Here is a 17,586-nt window from a genome sequence, read left to right as displayed (position 1 = left end):
GGCGTTTTCATTTGCGGGCCCAACGCCGCCTGCCGGTGGCCCGATGCGCGGCTGGATCAGGCGTCAAGCATCCACTGCAGGGTTTCGCGCAATGGCCGGAACGCAATCCCCCCGGTCAGTGCGGTGAAGCCGGCATTGGAACCAGCAAGGCGATCAACGTCATGGCTGCGGATCAGCTCCGAATCGCTTTCAATCGCAAACTCCAGCCCGGAAATCTCGCTGACGGTTTCGATGACGCGGCGCAGCGAGGTTGGAACGCCGCTGCAGATGTTGACCACCTGGCCCCGGCACCCCTGCTCGATCAGCATGCCGTAGCAGCGAACCAGATCGCGCACATCGGTGAAGTCACGCTCGACATCCAGGTTGCCCAGGCGCATGTCGGTACTGCCACGACGCGCGTGGTCGATGACCTTGGCAACGAAGAACGAAGGCGATTGCCCCACGCCTGTATAGTTGAACGGACGGGTCAGCATGATCGGCAACCGGTCCATGTACAGCCTGGCAACGTGCTCACCGGCCACCTTGCTGATGGCGTAATCGTTGAACGGCGCCATCGGCGAAGTCTCCTCCAGCAGAGAACTGGAGGAGGCACCATAAACGTGGGCACTGCTGGGCAGCAGCACGCTCTTCGGCACGGCCTCCAGCTCCGTCAGCGCTTCCAGCAGGTTGCGCGTGCCCATGATGTTGGCCTGGTAGATCGCAGAAACGTCGCGGTGGGCAACATGCGAAACGCCTGCCAGATGGACAATCACTTGTGGCTGCAAGCGCTTCATCACGGCCCCGATCGCATCAGGGTCGAGAATGTCGGCGACCTCGTTGTCTCGCCCTGGTACGGGATTGCGGCTGATCCCCTTCACCTGGTATCCGAGCCGCTCCAGCTCCGCGGCCATGTAAGGGCCGGTGAACCCTTCGATTCCAGTGATTGCTGCGATGGGCTTCATGCAAGTGTTCCCGGACCTTCAACTGCTGTGGAGGGAGCGTGGCACGACAGGCGCTGTGGCGCCTGCCTGCCACGATCGAACGACAAGACCAGCAGTGTCGCGGATCAGAACGAGGCGCCCGCCTCATTGCGGCGCAGGTCGGCGTTGACCATCATTTCGCACAGCTCTTCGAGCGTGGTCGACGGCTCCCAGCCCAGTTCACGCTTGGCCTTTTCCGGATTGCCGATCAGCAGATCGACTTCTGCCGGACGGTGGAACTTCGGATTGATCTTCACCAGGACCTTGCCCGTTGCCTTGCAGGTACCGGTTTCGTCCAGGCCGCTGCCGTTCCAGGCCAGGTCCACACCGATCGCCTTGAACGCCATGCTGACGAAGTCACGCACGGTCTCGGTGCGATTGGTGGCCAGCACGTAGGTATCCGGCACGTCGACCTGCAGCATGCGCCACATGCCCTCGACGTACTCCTTGGCAAAGCCCCAATCGCGCTTGGCATCAAGGTTGCCCAGCTCCAGCACGTCCAGCTTGCCCAGCTTGATCTTGGCGACCGAGTCGGTGATCTTGCGGGTCACGAACTCGCGGCCACGCAGCGGCGATTCGTGGTTGAACAGGATGCCGCTGGCACCGAAGATCCCGTAGGACTCGCGGTAATTCACAGTGATCCAGTGCGCGTAGAGCTTTGCGACGCCGTACGGGCTGCGCGGGTAGAACTGGGTCTGCTCGGTCTGCGGCACCTGCTGCACCAGGCCGAACATCTCCGAGGTCGATGCCTGGTAGAAGCGGATCTCCGGATTGACCGCACGAATCGCCTCGAGCAGGTTCAGCGCGCCCAGCGCAGTGATCTGCGCGGTCAGCACCGGCTGATCGAAAGACACGCCAACGAAGCTCTGCGCGGCCAGGTTGTAGACCTCGGTCGCTTCACTGTCCTTCAACAGGCGGATCGAGGAGCCGATGTCCTGCAGGTCATGCTCGACCAGATGCAGGTTCGGATGCTTGTCGATGCCAAGCTCTTCGATACGCCAGAAGTTGACCGAGCTGGTACGGCGGTAGGTACCGTAGACCTTGTAGCCCTTCTCAAGCAGCAGCTGCGCCAAGTAAGCGCCGTCCTGGCCAGAGATACCGGTGATGACTGCAGATTTCATGCTGATTTCCTGAATGAATGGAGCTTCGTGATAGGCAGCGGTATCAGAGGCTGAACATGCGGTCGAGCATGCCAGCCAGCCTGCCTGCCGAGGGACTGCTGCCGGGGATCCCCATCCGCCCCAGCTCGCGGCCCAGCGCCCTGGCAGCGGCAATGTAGGGTTCACTTTCTATGAACTCCGGGATCAACGCGTCAAGCCCCTTGGCGTAGTGAATGGCCGAGAACTCATCGCGTGCCCAGGCACGGGCACGGGCTCCCATATCCCGGCCCGCGCTGCGTTCGCGATCAACAAGCTGCAGTCGCGCAAGCAGTTCGTCCTCACAGTCGCCCTGCGGTACCTTCAGCACATAATCGTCCGGAAGGTCGGCATAGAAGCCGGCATCCGACACGATGACTGGCACCCCGGACTGCATGCCTTCGATGGCCGATGCTGACGCACCTTCCAGCGCGGGATCGCGCAGACAGCAGATCGCGTCCGCTTCGGCCATGCCTTCCAGCAGGCGCTCATCGCTGACCCGACCCTCAAGCACCAGCCCGCGGAAGCCGACCTCGGCGCAGATGCCTTCCAAGCGCTTGCGCTCCTGCTCGCTGACACCGCCGAGTACGCGGTACTCGGTGCGTGCGGCCAGCCCGGGGTCACGCATCAACGCGCGCACGACCTTGTCAACGCACTTGTTCGGATTGACCACACCCAGCGTGCACAGCCGCAGGCGGCTGTGATCATCCACCGCCGACCGCAGGTCCTGCCTCACGTCCGGCGCCGGATAGGCCAACGACAGCTTGTGCACCGGGCCCGGGCAGCGTGCCTGCACCTTGGCGCGATAGAACTCGGAGTGGATGATGCAGCCAAGCATGTCTGCCACGGCCCACTCTGTCATGGGGAAATGCGTGGCGGCCACCTGCATGATGGTTTCGGAAGTAGCGGCGGCACACAGCTCGCCCGCCTCCTGACCATACAGGCCTTGAATAATGCGCGGCGCGTCCTGCTGCCGCCCTTCGACCCTCAGCATTCCCCAGAACAGGTTCAGCACGAACCAGTCGTGCATGATGCCGATGAACTGGCGCTTGCGCGCCAGCTCGAAGATGCCACCGTGGAAGCCGTAATGATCGCCGACATTGGCGAACACCAGATCGGCCGTGCGCAGCCATTCGTCTTCCATCGCACTGCCGGAGGGCAGCACCGTCGTATCCGGCAGTGCAGGATAGGACGCTGCTTCGCCGGTCTCGGTGCGATAGATGGCGACCTCATGGCCCAGCTCGCGCAGGGCATTGACCACCTGGAGACTGAAACGGGCGATCGCCGACTGTCCGCAATAGGGGCCGGCCCAGACGATCTTCATCGCGTCAGTTTCTCCACCGTCGATGCCCAGTTGATATCCAGGCGGGTCCAGCTGTCGTATGCGTTGTCTCCGCGCTCGCGGGTCTGTGCACGGGAGGCGAATGCCTCGGTCATGGCCGCAGCGATTTCGCCGGTGTCGTCAGCGCACACCCAGCCATTGGCCCCGTGCTTGACCAGCTCGGTGAGGTCGCCGGAATCGTCGACGGTGATCACCGCCTTTCGCGACTGGCAGGCCTCCATGGTGACGTAGCCGAAGGAATCCTCTGCCATCGGCAGATAGGCGCAGGCCAACGCACCATTGACGTAGTCGGCGATCACCTGCCGCGGATGGAAGCCGATGTCCAGCTTCACCCGCCCCTGCAGCCCGTGGCTCTCGACCAGGGCACGAAGGCGCCGTTCGTCCTCCGGGGTATCGGCTGGCCCGGCGATAATCAACTTGACCGGCGAACGCGTCTGGGCCAAAGCTTCGACCAAACGGTGCTGACGCTTGCCGGCATTGATGCGGCCGCCGGCGAAGATGTAGTCACCGTACTTGCCTCCGGTGAACAGCTCGGGGTCGTTCAACGGCGCGCGCATCAACTCGGAGGGGATGCCGTTGTAGTTCATCAGACGGTCCTGCACAGTGCGACCCACGGCATAGACGCTCTGCGCCATCGAGAACGCGTCGTTGTCCGCCTCGGTGATCGCAGCGCGGATCTGCCGTCCCTCGGGGGTGTCCGGAATGTTGCTATGGCCGGAATCCCACATGTCGTAGGCCTGGCGGTACTGGTGTGCCAGCCAGAACACCTTGTTCTTGAAAGGCAGCAGGTAGGCGGGGAACTTCATCGCGATTACCCGATCGACGTTGACCAGGCGCATGCTCCGGCACATCAGCATCTCGCCGATGATCCGCTCGGGCGGGTGCCAGGTGAACGGGATGCGCAACAGCTCGGATTGATGACCGGCCTGGCGCAGGTTCACGACGAGCTGGTCGGCCAGTTCCTCTGCGCCACCGCGCATGCCCGGTACCATGTTGTTGACGACCAGGACCTTCATGACAGCAAACGCTCCAGGACGTGGTCCCAGTTGATCTTCAGTTCCTGCACACGCACCTTGGCCGCCTGGCCCATGCGGCGGGTATGCTCGCGATCCATCCACAGCGCATCGATGACCTCGGCCAGCGCCCGGGGGTCCGGCTCGGCGATCATGCCGTTGCGACCATGCTCGACGAACTCAAGCACGCCACCGGAATCGGTGGTGGTGATGATCGGCTTCGACGACTGCGCTGCCTCCAGCGATGGATAGCCGTAGGAATCCTCATCTTCCGGCAGGTATGCCGCTGCCAGCGCGGTGGACAGCCACTGCGCCTTCTCTTCCTCGGTGATCCAACGGTCAACGCAGGTGACGCGATTCTGCAGGCCTTCGGCAACGATGAAGGCACGCAGGCCATTGGTGTAGCCCGGGCCACTGCTGGTGCCGCACAGGCGCAGCTTGACCGGCGTGGTCACGTACTTGAATGCTTCCAGCAGCAGATGCTGCCGCTTATGCCGTTCCATCCGGCAGACGTAGACGATCTCGTCGCCCTGGCCCGCGTCGCGGAAGTGCGAGACATCCAGCAATGGCGGATACAGCACTTCGGCATCCAGGCCGTTGTATCTCTTCACACGATCGGCCACCACCTGCGAGTTGGTGAACAGCCGGTGCGACTCGGCCAGTGCTGTGGTATCAGCCCTGACCAGCGCGCCACGCAGGGCGCGATGGCGGGCGTCATCAGGGAACTCGCGATAGGGCGTGTCCCACATGTCGTAGTACAAGCGGAAATGATGAATGAACCATGCCACCTTCTTCGGGTGCTGGATCAGGTGCGCCGGTGGCCGGGTGGTGATCACCCGGTCAACCGAATCGGAGAGGTCCATCATCCGATAGGCCGCCATCTGCTGCAGCAGTTCAGTCGGCGACTCGACCATCGGCAGGTAGATGATCTCCACCTGGTGGCCATGTTCGCGCAGACGGGTTCCAAGCCAGTCAACGATGAAGCGCGCTCCACCATTGACGAACGGTACAAAGGACGAACAGATGGCAATACGCAAGGTCAGGCGCTCACGCGGCCGATGGCCGATACCAGGGCTTCCACGACGCGCTCGACGTCCTCTTCAGTGAGGTCGGCGTGCGTCGGTAGATTGATGCCACGCGCAGCCTGGTCGTTGGCGACCGGGTAGGCAGCCCCGTCTTCGAGGTAAGGCGGCAGCACATGCATCGGGTAGAACACCGGGCGCGTTTCGATGCCATCGGCATCCATCAGGCGCATGACTTCATCGCGCTGCTGTTCACTCAGGCCTGTCAGCAGCACGGTGTACATCCAGTAGACATGGTGCGCGTACTCGGCCACGGCCGGACGCTCGACCAGATCCACGTGCTGCGCAAAAGCAGCCTCATACCAGCCGGCAACGCGCTGGCGCACCTGCAGTGCCTCGTCGATACGCTCCATCTGGGCCACGCCGATCGCTGCAGCAACATTGGTCATGCGGTAGTTGAAACCCACCACCGGGAACCAGTAGCGGCGCTTCGGGTCCATGCCCTGCCCGCGGTACAGGCGCAGGCGGGCCGCCAGCTCATCATCATTGGTGGTCACCATGCCACCTTCACCGGTGGTGATGATCTTGTTGCCAAAGAAGCTGAAAGTGGCGCAATCGCCGATGCCACCCACGCGCGTGCCCAGGTACTCGGCGCCGTGTGCTTCTGCCGCGTCCTCCACGACCTTGAGATTGTGGCGGCGGGCGATGTCCATGACCGGCCCCATGTTGGTCGGATGGCCATACAGGTGCACCACGATGATCGCCTTGGTACGCGGCGTGATCAGGGCTTCCAGCTTGGCCGGATCCATGTTCATGGTGCCGGGCTCGGAGTCGACCAGGATCGGCTTGGCGTTGCAGTAGGCAACCGCATTGGCCGTGGCGATGTAGGTCAGGGTCGGGATCAGCACTTCGTCGCCTTCGCCGATACCCAACGCCACCAGCGCGAGATGAATGGCGGTGGTGCCGTTGTTGATCGCTACCGCATGGCGAACGCCGCAGAAGTCAGCAAAGCTCTGCTCGAAACGACCAATGAATTCGCCGGCCGAAGAGATCCACGTTGAATCTAGGCACTGTCCCACATACTTCTTTTCGTTGCCCGACAGGCTGGGAACTGCTACCGGAATCCGCTTTGAGGCCAACATTGATCAGTCCTTTATCTTGATTTGCCGTGCCGGCACGCCAACCCACGTTCCGGTTGAGTCGATATCCCTGACCACGACGCCGCCAGCGCCGACAGTGGCGCCATCCGCGATCTTGATCCCCGGAATCACTCGAGTACCCGCTCCGAGAAACACGCTGGCACCCACCTCCACGCCACCGGCGAGGGTACTGCCTGGGGCGACATGGGCGAATGCGCCAACCACGCAATCGTGGTCGACGGACGCATTTGTATTAATTATAGCAAAATCGTGAACTACGACATCCGCATTCAGTATTGCCCCTTCCATGATGGCGCAACCCTGGCCGATGCGGGCACTGGGAGAGATCACCGCAGAGCGGCCGACGGCGGGGATCATTTCCAGGCCGGCTGCGGTGACCGCCGCCGCTACCTTCCGGCGCAGCCGGTTGTCCCCCAGGGCGACGAAGACCGCATCCACACCCTGATCCTTGAGGAGCGGCAACTGCACGCGCTCATCCCCCAGGACCGGGACGCCATTGACGACCTGGCCAACGCGCCCCGCGTCCAGGCAGGCAACCACCTCGTGACCACCGCCACGCAGCAGATCGATGATCACCTTGGCGTGCCCACCTGCGCCGACAACGGCGACCCTGCTCATTCAGCGCCTCCAGCAGCAACAGCGCCGGGCAGCAAGCTCCCCGGCTGGCACAGCAGGACGTTCGAGCTTGCATGCTCGCGCAGCGCCGAGAAGCCGGCCAGCGGCACGCAAGCGCCAGTCAGATCGTCGATCCGGTAAAGATCGAAGGCGTGCTCGGCACGGAACGCCTCCCATTCCGCCTCGCTGGTCCCAACACGCGCCAGGTGCGAAACGGCGTACTCGGCTATCACGCCCATGTCGGGGTTGGCGGCCAGCAGTCCACGCATGCCCGCCAGTACCTCAAGTTCGGCACCCTCGACGTCGATCTTGGCCAGTGCCACCCGGGTGCCGCCGAGCAATCCGTCCACCGTCCTCACGTCGACCCGCAGCACTTCAACCTCTGTGTCGATCGGATACAGAGAGCTGTGCCCAGCCACCGCGCCGATATGGAACTCACGCCCATCCTCGTCGCAGGACCCCAACGCCACCGGCAGCACTTCAACACGGTCCTCAACCGCACTCAGCCTCAGCGAGGCACGCAGGTGCTGCAGGGTTCGCGGCATCGCCTCGGCGGCGTAGACCCTGCCTGACGGCCCCACCACGTGGGCGGCGGCCACCGTATGCAGGCCGATGTTGGCACCGGCATCAAGGAACACATCACCCGGCTTCAGCGCATGCTGCAGGAACAGCCGCAGACCGCGCTCGACGTCACCACTTTCCAGCAGGTACATCGCCAGCAGGTCGTCACTCTCGCTGCAGGAGAACGTGCCGAACTCGACGTTTATCAGCCAGCCATCATGGCGGCGCAGCACGCGTCGCTGGGCAGCCCCGGCCCAACGGCCGGCGGCACTGGACAGCGTCAGCCTCTGGGCCTCAACCCGATCCCTGATGGCGACCAGCAGCTCGAGTACCTGGCCGGTCTCGAGCGCACTGTTGTCCAGCTTCTGATGCAGCAGGGCGATCAATTGCAGTGCCTGCTCCGACACTGCACGGTCGGCGACCACGATCGAGCCCCCCGCACCCGGCTTGACCACCGACAGATGATCCAGGCGCTCATGCAGGCGCAGCACGTGGTGACGCAACACCTCGGCATCGACATTGTTGCGCACGTCAAGCGAGCGCGCGCCTTCGCTCAGGATTTCCTGAACCTGCTGCTTCAGCTCCTCGCGCTCAACCTGGTGCCTTTTCTCCAGCAGCTGCAAGGTGGACTGCATGTGCTGACGCAGCTCATCTGACTCCGACCACTGCCGCTCGATCATGCCCTGCAGACTCGACTCAATGCCGGCCTGTGCCTCTTCCGAGCGGACCTGCTGCTGCTGCAGGGACAGGTGCAGCTGCTCACGCAGCTCGCGGATGCCGGAAATCGCATGCCGCGCATGTTCTTCTCCCTGCATCTGCACCAGTCGCAGGGCGCGATCCATTCCCGCCAGCTTGTTGTCGACGCTCTCGAATTCACGCAGCATCCGCATCGACTCGGACAGGGTGGTATTGAGCGTGTCCAGCACCGCCGCCACGTCGCGACCGAGGCCATCGGTGGTAGCGAGAATGCTTTCCAGACTGTCAGCGTGCTCGTCGCGGCGCTGCTCATGCATGCGACCGACCTCCTGCGCCGACTCCTCGATGGCCAGCAGACGAGCATGATTCAGCTCCAGCTGCTCGATGATCGCATCAACGTTGGAACCGGCACGACGACGTTCGCGCTCCTGCACACGGGCGTCGATCTCGATGTTGTCCACGCGTTCGCCAAGCTCACGCGTCTGACGCGCCGAATCGATTCGGATCAGGTCCAGCTGGCGACGCATCTCCTCCATGTTGCGGCTGACCCGGCGCATCCAGCGCACCACGCGAACCACGGGATTCTTGTCCAGCAACAGCATGCGCAGAATAGGGCCGCGCTTGGCAAGTGCACGGATGGTCTCGGTCGGTGACTGGGCGAAGACCCCGACGACACCCGCATTGGCATCCTGCGGCACGTCGGCAACTTCAACTGTCTCCACGACCACAGGCGTTGCTGCGACCGCCGTGCTGGCCGGGCCCAGATCAAGCAACTGCAGCGAGCGCACCTTGAATCCCAGCAGGCGGTTGTCTTCGCCCAGGCCTATTGCGGTAGGCGACATCGGATTGGCGACCTGGAACTCGATACGGACCATCGGGATCTTGCCTACAACCTGCACTTCCCAGTCGGCCACGATCGAGGACCAGCCGACGCTGTTGGCCAATACCTGGTGGGCGGGCCCGTCGTTGACTCGCATCGAGACCAGCGCGCGATGCCCGCTGCCCTCGAAGGCGATGGCATTGATCATCACTCGATAGCGGCGGCTGGCGTCGACTCCGCGCAGGCGCACATCAATTGTGTTGATCGCCCCGCTGGACCAGATTCCATCAGATTCGGGCAGGGCAAAACCACGCATCGTGATCGCGTCCATGCTCGCGTAGGAGGAACTGCTCAGTACCAGCTCCTCCCCCGGAGCCAGGAAACCGTCGCTCGCGCGCGACTGCGCAGCCTTGTCAGCAGCACTGCTTACAGCATTACCCAGCTTGATTTTCAATGCCATATCCTTCCGACGTGAGCTGTGAAATCGGGATTTCGCGCAAGGTCCCGTGGTTGAGCACGAACGCACGATTGCAGTACTTGGCGATGGTGTCCATCGAGTGGGAAGCCAGGCAGAAGATCTGCGACGACTTGATGAAATCGTGCATGCGCTTGGCGGCGCGATCCTTGAACGCCTCGTCACCGACGTCAAACACCTCATCGACCAGCAGGATATCGGGCGTCGTGCAGGTGGCCACCGCGAACATCAGCCGCATGGCCATGCCCGCAGAGTAGGTGCGCACCGCCAACTGCAGGAAATCACCGAGGTCGGTGAACTCCTCGATCTCGGGGATCCGCTCGTTGACCTCCTTCAAGGACAGTCCCAGCATCATCCCCATGCGACGGATGTTCTCGTAGCCGGACAGTTCCGGATCCATGCCCGCGCCAACTTCCAGCATCGTGGCAATCCGCCCGACCCGCTCGACGCGCCCCTCCAACGGAGTGTAGATGCCGGCCATGGCGCGCAGCAGCGTGCTCTTGCCCGCGCCATTGTGGCCAACAATGCCTACCGCATCCCCCTGCTTCAGGCTGAAGGAAATATTGTCCAGCGCCGTGACCTGGGTGACCTGGCCCGAAGCGGCCATCAACTTGCCGCCGGTGGCGATGCCCACCAGGTTCCGGCGCAGTGAAAGGCTGTGCGAGTTGTAGATGGGATAACGGAGGGTAACGTTCTCGAAATTGAGCTTGGCGGTCATGATCAGATCCAGAAAGGCAGGCGAAGCTTGGCCTTGTGCAGCATCCAGAAGGCCAGAAGCCAGCCGACGATCGCCATGACGGCGAGTACGGCGTAGGTCTGCAGGCTGGCGACATGGCCCAGCATCGGGGCACGCAACGCCTCGATCAGGTAGGTGAACGGGTTGAACTCGAGGATCACCGACGAGAACGGCAGGTATTCCAGGCGATACATGACCGGACTGACCAGGAACAGCATCGGCATGATCGAAGCCACGCCGTATTCAAGATCACGATAGCGTGCGCCGGCCACGCCGAACACGAACGAGAGCCACAGCAGGTTGACCACGACCAGGGCCAGGTTCGGGATGAACAGCAGCGTGTTCCAGCCGACATCAACCTTCATCACGATCGCTACGATCACGAACACCAGCAGGCTGTGGGCGAAGTTGACCAGATAGCGGATCACAACGCTCAACGGGTGCACGGACAAGGGCATCACCACGTTGCGGATGATCGACGCCTGCCGCACGAACAGGCCACAGCTTTCGATCAGGATGCCCGACAGCATCTGCCAGATGATCAGGCCCGCCGTCAGCGTCGGAATGAACGTCTGCTTGTCTATCTTGAGGAGCTGGCTCCACAACAGGCCAAGGCCAACCACGCCCAGCGCGGTGGCCAGCGACTGCCAGAACGGCCCGAGCACGCTGCGACGGTAGCGCGCGGTGATATCACCCTTGGCGATGTAGAGCGGAACTTTGGCCCCCCTGATGCCATCAAGGAGATCTTTGAAGGTTGACGAGTAGCTGTGCATCAGTCCTGTACTTCCTGCATGGGCAGCGCAGCGGAGGTCAATCCGCGCTGCTGATGGATCTGTTCAATACGGTTGATCAGCGCAGCTGCTGCACGCTCGGGAGAAAGGGTCTGCAGCACCGATTGGCGGGCACGTTCGCCCATCGCCTGGGCCAGCCCCGGCTCGTCGGCCAGCCGGCGCATCCAGTGCGCCGCCTCCTCCACGTCCGCGGCAGCCCAGCGCTGTCCTTCGTGGTGCGCGTACTCGCCTTCCAGCACCGGCACCAGCGTGTAGCCGACAAGTGCACTGTTCCCGGCATCCATGAACTCCATGTTGCCCGACCAGCCGGTACCGATCACCGGTTTGCCCTGCGCCATGCACTCGGCCAGCCCCAGGCCGAACCCCTCGGCATGGTGCAGCGACACATACACATCAGCACAGCGCTGGAGCGCCTGCACATCGGCACGATCGAGCACGTGGTCGCGCACAACGATCCGCGGATCATCCTTGACGGCCTCCAGAAGGAGCTGGAGCCGCTCAGGACGGCGATAGCCGTTGCTGGTCTTGATGATCAGCTGCACGCCACGCCGATCACGCGGGAAGGCCTGCTGGAAGGCCCGCACGGTCGCGAAGGGATTCTTGCGGTGCACGAACGAGTTGAAGTCGAACGAGGTGAGGAAGACGAAGTCCTTCTCGGCGATTCCGAAGTCCTGTCGCTGCAGTCCACTGTCTCCCACTTCGCTCAGCGGCAGCGGAACGCACAGGATGGGCTTGCTGGTGACACGGGCGAATGCGTCACCCACGTAACGTGAAGAGACCAGGATCTCATCAACCTGGTTGATGGCAGGCAGCCAGGAATCAGGAACCTGCTCCAGCTCCCAGAACCAGCAGGCGATGATGTAGCCACCCTGCAGTCGTGCCCTGCCGATCTGTTCGATCGCGGCATCAAGGAAGTCGGGATTGACGAAGATCAGATGGACACGATGCGGCGCATCGTTTCCGATGTACTCGTCAAGGCTGTGGTCGTTCCAGCCATGCGGCAGATTGATGTCGACATCCACCAGCGCAGCCGGATAACGCGCGCCCAGCAGCGCGCGGGCATACAGACGCGCGCACTCGGCCAGGCCGAACTGCCCACGCAGATACGCGAAGATGTTGCAGCCGTGGCGGCTCCACGCCGGGTCCATCCCGCCGAAGAAATGCACTGGCGCATCGGGCACGGCGTGCCGCCTCTCGGCCCAGCGCGCCTCGCCCTCGAAGCGATGATGGTGCTCCTCCTTGGACGTGGCCAGCAGATGCCCAGCCACCTTGTCGCGCAGACGGGACGGCACATGCCTGTACACGGCTCTCAACCACTGCTGGCGGATCACCCACTGCACGAACCGGTAGCCGGCGGGAATCCTGTATGTCGGCTGGCTCATGTCAGGCACCGCGGAGGGCAGCCGCATCCAATGCGTTTTCCAGGTCCACCTGCAGGTCCCCCAGGTCCTCCACACCGACGCTCAACCGCACCAGCGCATCACTGATGCCCAGCTGTTCGCGACGCGCCACCGGGATCGAGGCATGGGTCATCACCGCCGGGTGGTTGACCAGGCTCTCCACGCCGCCCAGCGACTCGGCCAGGGTGAACAGCTCGGTCTTCTCGCAGAAACGCTTGGCCGCCTCGAAACCGCCCTTGAGCACGATCGAGACGATGCCGCCATAGCCGGCCATCTGCTTGCCGGCGAGCTCGTGCTGCGGATGCGACGGCAGGCCCGGATAGATCACCTTCTCCACCGCCGGGTGCTTTTCCAGCCACTGCGCCAGCGCCAGCGCGTTGGCACAGTGCGCCTTCATGCGCAGCGGCAGGGTCTTCAGGCCACGCAGGGCCAGGAAGCTGTCGAACGGGCCCTGCACGCCCCCCACCGAGTTCTGCAGGAAGGCCATCTGCTCGGCCAGTTCGGTGTTGTCACCCACCACCACCATGCCACCGACCATGTCCGAGTGGCCGTTGAGGTACTTGGTGGCCGAATGCAGGACCAGGTCGGCACCCAGGTCCAGCGGGCGCTGCAGCATCGGCGAGGCGAAGGTGTTGTCGACCACCACGATCAGGCCATGGCGCTTGGCGATGGCGGCGACCGCGGCGATGTCGACGATCTTCAGCATCGGGTTGGTCGGAGTCTCGATCCAGACCATCTTCGTCTTCGCCGTGATGGACGCTTCGAACGCATCCAGGTCGGTCAGGTCGACGAAACTGAAATCCAGCCCGGCGGTGCGCCGACGCACGCGCTCGAACAGGCGGAAGCTGCCACCGTAGATGTCATCCATCGCCACCACGTGGCTGCCGGCATCCAGCAGCTCGATCACCGTCGAGCTGGCCGCCATGCCCGAGGCGAAGGCGAAGCCGCGGGTGCCGCCTTCCAGCGATGCCACGCAGCGCTCGTAGGCGAAGCGGGTCGGGTTGTGGGTACGCGAGTACTCGAAACCCTGGTGCTCGCCCGGGCTGGACTGGGCATAGGTCGAGGTGGCGTAGATCGGCGGCATTACCGCGCCGGTGCTCGGGTCCGGCGACTGGCCGCCGTGGATGGCCAGGGTGGCCAGAGCCAGTGCCCGGTCGGGCGAAGAAGAGTGGGACATGTCGTTTCCTGAATGGCGCCGACCTGCGGCGCCGTCAAAGGATCGGGAGTCTATCAGCGAGGCCTTAACGACCTTTGACGCAGATAAACCGGAATTCAGTGGCGATCTGTGACGATCTGCAGGAATCTTCGGCTTACTGCACGCGACGGCGTAGATAGTTCAGCAGGTCGATGCGGGTAATCAGGCCCAGGAAGCTGTTGCCGTCCATCACGATCGCCACCTGGCCACGGTCGAACACCGGCAGCAGGGCCTCGATCGGCGACTTCACGTCCAGCCGGTCCAGCTTGCTGACCATCGCGGTGGCGACGGTGTCGCGGAAGCGCGCTTCATCACCATAGACATGCAGCAGCACGTCGCTTTCATCGACGATGCCGACCAGCTGGTCGCCGTCCATCACCGGCAGCTGAGAGACGTCGTACAACTTCATGCGCTGGTAGGCGGTGGTCAGCAGGTCGTTCGGGCCGATCACCACGGTGTCGCGCTGGCCGTACGGGCGCAGGATCAGATCACGCAGGTCGCCGTGCTGCGGGCGCTGCAGGAAGCCGTTGTCCAGCATCCAGTAGTCGTTGTACATCTTCGACAGGTACTTGTTGCCGGTGTCCGGCACCAGCACCAGCACCTTCTTCGGCGTGCTCTGCTCGCGGCAGTACTTCAGGCCGGCGGCCAGCAGGGTGCCGGTGGACGAGCCACCCAGGATGCCTTCCTTGCCCAGCAGCTCACGCGCGGTGTGGAAGCTCTCGGCGTCGCTGATGGCATAGGCCTTGGTGACACGGCTGAAGTCGGAAATCGACGGCAGGAAATCCTCGCCGATGCCTTCGACCAGCCAGCTGCCCGACTTGTCGTTGAGGTTGCCCTCATTGATGTACTCGGCCAGGATCGAGCCGACCGGATCGGCCAGCACCAGTTCGGTCTTCGGCGACAGTTTGGCGAACGCGCGCGACAGGCCGGTCATGGTGCCGGAGCTGCCGCAGCCGAACACGATGGCGTCCAGATCGCCGCCCATCTGCTCGAGGATCTCCGGGCCGGTGCCGAACTCGTGCGCGGCCGGGTTGTCCGGGTTGCCGAACTGGTTGATGAAATAGGCGCCCGGGGTCTGCTCGGCGATGGTCTTGGCCAGATCCTGGTAGTACTCGGGGTGGCCCTTGGCCACATCCGAGCGGGTCAGGCGCACTTCGGCACCCATCGCCTTCAGGTTGAAGATCTTCTCGCGGCTCATCTTGTCGGGAACGACCAGGATCAGCTTGTAGCCCTTCTGCTGGGCGACCAGCGCCAGGCCCAGGCCGGTGTTGCCGGCGGTGCCCTCGACCAGGGTCGCGCCCGGCTTCAGATCTCCCCGCTGTTCCGCCGCCTCGATCATCGACAGGCCGATGCGATCCTTGATCGATCCGCCCGGGTTGGCGCTCTCGAGCTTCAGATAGAGCTCGCAGACGCCGGTGTCCAGGCGCTGGGCCTTGACGATCGGGGTCTGGCCGATGAGTTCGAGGACGGAAGAATGGATGGGCATTCGGGGGCTGTCGGTTCGCGCCGCACGGGGCAGGACCGATGATTATCCGCCGGATGGCGTTGAATGTCAGGTCGGAATCGACCTACCCGGACGCCCGCCCTGAAAGAGATGCGGGCGGCCCCGGATCGACGAGGAGACCGGTACCGCCCGCATCGGTGAGTTGTGCCTGCAGGCCAAGGCACCACCGCCTGTGGTGCCTTGGCGCGGCCGCCTCATCGGCGGTGCCGCGATGCCGGGGCAGGAGCGCCCGGCGGGACCATCACTGGCCGGGGTCACGCCGTTCCGGGCGCGACGGGGTGCGTCAAAGCGTGGGGGACGTCATCGGGAGCGGTGTTTCGTACATTCGCAGAAGTCGTTGCTTGGCCAGCAGCTTCTCGCGCTTCATGCGACCCAGGGTGACATCATCGATCGGGAGTACACCCAACTCCGCGTCCATGCACTTCTTGTTCAACTTGCGGTGCTGGTCATGGAGTGCCCTGAACTCCGGATCACGCGCGCGACGTGCGTCGATCTCGCTCTGGGGCTGATCTTCAAACATGATGGACCTCCTTCGACAGATACACGAACGCCCCGGCCGCAAGGCACGGGGCGTTGTTCATGGAGGAGTGCCGGTCGATGGCCACCTGGACGCCTGCAACGACCTGCGGCACTGGCCTGCGCACGTCGATCTGCTGCGGTTCGCGCCCTGCTTGCATCGGCCCGGCCCTCCCATCGTCCGGTCCGCGGCATTGCGTCCCGGACGATTGACCCTACGCCTGCTCCGGGCGGGGTTCAAGCCCCTGCGTCAAAAAGACCGAACCCCGCCGGGGCGGGGTTCAGGCTGAATGCTCATCGCAACGAAAAACAAACAATATCAATGCATTACGGGGCGATGATGACCTCGGCCGAGCGCGCCCGGGTGGACGCTGCCTTCTTGCCGCTGACCTGGATCCGGTTGCTGGCGACACCGGCTGCGACCAGGGCGTCGCGCAGCGCTTCGGCACGCTTCTGGCCCACGCCATTGGCATTGTCGTAGGCCTCGATGCGCAGGCGGCCCTTCTTGCCGATGTTCAGGTATTCGGCCAGTGCCTTGGCCTGGTTGCGGGCGCCGCCGGACAGGCTGGAGGCGCCGGCGGCGAACGCGTCGCCATTGAAGGTGAAGACTTCGCCACGGCCATCGAACTTCGAGCCCGGCAGCTTCTGCCCGGACACCAGCTCGGCTTCCTCGCGGGCCAGCTTGGCGGCGTTCTGCTGGGCGGCGCTGAGGCGCTGCTGCTGCTTGCCGGCCACGCTGGTCAACGCATTCTCGGCATCCTGGCGGGCCAGGGTCTCGGCCTCGGCGGCCTGGCGCAGGCGCTCGGCCTCCTCGGCCTGCATCTGCGCCTGCATGCGCAGCTGCTCGGCTTCCTGGCGGGCGCGGGCCGCATCGCGGCGGCTGGCCTCGATCAGCAGATCGCTGCGGGTACGTTCCAGGCGGTCGACCTCACGCGCGGCCATCGCGGTACGCACGGCGGTCTCGGCGATCTCCACCCGGCGCTCGGCCAGATAGGTGGCCAGTTCCTGGTCGCGGCGCTTGGCCTTGTCCAGGGTGGCGATCGCCTGCTGGGCCTGCATGCGCTCGAACGCGCCCAGCTCAGCGGTGTCGGGGTTGGCCTGGATGGCCATCAGGCGCTGGCTCAGCTGCGCCACCATCGGGTTGTCGGCGGCCACGGCCAGGGTCGGCAGCGCCAGCAGCGCGGCCAGGGTTGCGGCAGTCATCGGCTTCACCGGCGGTCCTCCCCGGTCGACAGCTGGCGTTGCAGCTGGTTGACCTCGTTGCGGCGCAGCTGCAGCTGTGCGGTGACGGTGGCTTCCTCGCTGCGGACGCGGGCCAGGTCGGCGTCGGCGGCGGCACGCAGGGCCATCGCCGGGGCGTTCTTGCGCTCGCGGCGGTCGCCGGCGGCGCGCTGGGCCTGCTCCAGCCCCTGGCGGGCCAGCCCGATCAGGTCCGGGGCGTACTGGTCGGCATCGGCCTGGGTGGCCTTGTCCACCGCCTGCCGGGCCTGCGCCAGTTCCAGCGCGGCGTCCTGCGCCCAGGCGGGGGCAGACAGTGCGAATGCAAACGCCATCACATACAGGCCATGGCGCATTCGTGCGAAGCTAAGTCGTTTCATTGGGGAGGCCGTACCGGTTGTCGGTTCACGGCCATTGTCGTCAAGCC

The 17,586-nt window shown here is 64.0% G+C and carries 16 protein-coding genes; all 16 read right to left on the bottom strand.

The window, feature by feature from the left end:
- Positions 1-56: 56 nt before the first annotated feature.
- Complete coding sequence (locus VN11_RS02620) at positions 57-941, bottom strand: NAD-dependent epimerase/dehydratase family protein (protein ID WP_080374864.1); 885 nt, start codon at positions 939-941, stop codon at positions 57-59.
- 104 nt (positions 942-1,045) lie between these two features.
- Positions 1,046-2,080: a GDP-mannose 4,6-dehydratase gene (gmd, locus tag VN11_RS02615; protein WP_053448710.1), complete on the bottom strand. Its 1,035-nt coding sequence runs from the start codon at positions 2,078-2,080 to the stop codon at positions 1,046-1,048.
- A gap of 43 nt (positions 2,081-2,123) precedes the next feature.
- Positions 2,124-3,260 (bottom strand): glycosyltransferase, encoded by a 1,137-nt coding sequence (locus tag VN11_RS02610; protein WP_238581846.1) that lies wholly within the window; start codon positions 3,258-3,260, stop codon positions 2,124-2,126.
- 155 nt (positions 3,261-3,415) lie between these two features.
- Positions 3,416-4,417: a glycosyltransferase family 4 protein gene (locus VN11_RS02605; RefSeq protein ID WP_238581845.1), complete on the bottom strand. Its 1,002-nt coding sequence runs from the start codon at positions 4,415-4,417 to the stop codon at positions 3,416-3,418.
- Positions 4,418-4,449: 32 nt separating this feature from the next.
- Entirely contained in the window at positions 4,450-5,487 is a 1,038-nt protein-coding gene (locus VN11_RS02600) for a glycosyltransferase family 4 protein (RefSeq protein WP_053448707.1), read from the bottom strand.
- A 2-nt stretch (positions 5,488-5,489) separates the two neighbouring features.
- A complete protein-coding gene (locus tag VN11_RS02595; RefSeq protein WP_053448706.1) occupies positions 5,490-6,614 on the bottom strand; it encodes a DegT/DnrJ/EryC1/StrS family aminotransferase in 1,125 nt (374 codons plus the stop codon).
- Positions 6,615-6,617: 3 nt separating this feature from the next.
- Positions 6,618-7,250, bottom strand: coding sequence for an acetyltransferase (locus VN11_RS02590; RefSeq protein ID WP_053448705.1), 633 nt, complete (start codon positions 7,248-7,250; stop codon positions 6,618-6,620).
- Entirely contained in the window at positions 7,247-9,778 is a 2,532-nt protein-coding gene (locus tag VN11_RS02585; RefSeq protein WP_187299792.1) for an FkbM family methyltransferase, read from the bottom strand. The genes VN11_RS02590 and VN11_RS02585 overlap by 4 nt, the downstream gene beginning before the upstream one ends.
- Positions 9,759-10,517 (bottom strand): ABC transporter ATP-binding protein, encoded by a 759-nt coding sequence (locus VN11_RS02580; protein WP_053448703.1) that lies wholly within the window; start codon positions 10,515-10,517, stop codon positions 9,759-9,761. Before VN11_RS02580 ends, VN11_RS02585 begins: the two co-directional genes overlap by 20 nt.
- A 2-nt stretch (positions 10,518-10,519) precedes the next feature.
- Complete coding sequence (locus VN11_RS02575) at positions 10,520-11,308, bottom strand: ABC transporter permease (RefSeq protein ID WP_053448702.1); 789 nt, start codon at positions 11,306-11,308, stop codon at positions 10,520-10,522.
- Positions 11,308-12,708 (bottom strand): glycosyltransferase family 4 protein, encoded by a 1,401-nt coding sequence (locus VN11_RS02570; protein WP_053451232.1) that lies wholly within the window; start codon positions 12,706-12,708, stop codon positions 11,308-11,310. The genes VN11_RS02575 and VN11_RS02570 overlap by 1 nt, the downstream gene beginning before the upstream one ends.
- Before the next feature lies 1 nt (position 12,709).
- Positions 12,710-13,903, bottom strand: a complete 1,194-nt coding sequence (locus VN11_RS02565) for a cystathionine gamma-synthase (protein WP_053448701.1) — start codon at positions 13,901-13,903, stop codon at positions 12,710-12,712.
- Between the two features lie 133 nt (positions 13,904-14,036).
- Positions 14,037-15,407 (bottom strand): pyridoxal-phosphate dependent enzyme, encoded by a 1,371-nt coding sequence (locus VN11_RS02560; RefSeq protein WP_053448700.1) that lies wholly within the window; start codon positions 15,405-15,407, stop codon positions 14,037-14,039.
- Between the two features lie 301 nt (positions 15,408-15,708).
- A complete protein-coding gene (locus VN11_RS02555) occupies positions 15,709-15,945 on the bottom strand; it encodes a YdcH family protein (RefSeq protein WP_004154075.1) in 237 nt (78 codons plus the stop codon).
- Positions 15,946-16,268: 323 nt separating this feature from the next.
- Positions 16,269-17,153, bottom strand: a complete 885-nt coding sequence (locus VN11_RS02550) for an OmpA family protein (protein ID WP_080281838.1) — start codon at positions 17,151-17,153, stop codon at positions 16,269-16,271.
- Positions 17,150-17,515: a DUF4398 domain-containing protein gene (locus VN11_RS02545; RefSeq protein ID WP_005415160.1), complete on the bottom strand. Its 366-nt coding sequence runs from the start codon at positions 17,513-17,515 to the stop codon at positions 17,150-17,152. Before VN11_RS02545 ends, VN11_RS02550 begins: the two co-directional genes overlap by 4 nt.
- Positions 17,516-17,586: the final 71 nt, after the last annotated feature.

The sequence above is a fragment of the Stenotrophomonas maltophilia genome, assembly GCF_001274595.1.
GTDB lineage: Bacteria > Pseudomonadota > Gammaproteobacteria > Xanthomonadales > Xanthomonadaceae > Stenotrophomonas > Stenotrophomonas forensis.
The sequence above is the reverse complement of the archived record's forward strand: the minus strand, read 5'-3'. Positions and strand labels throughout refer to the sequence as shown.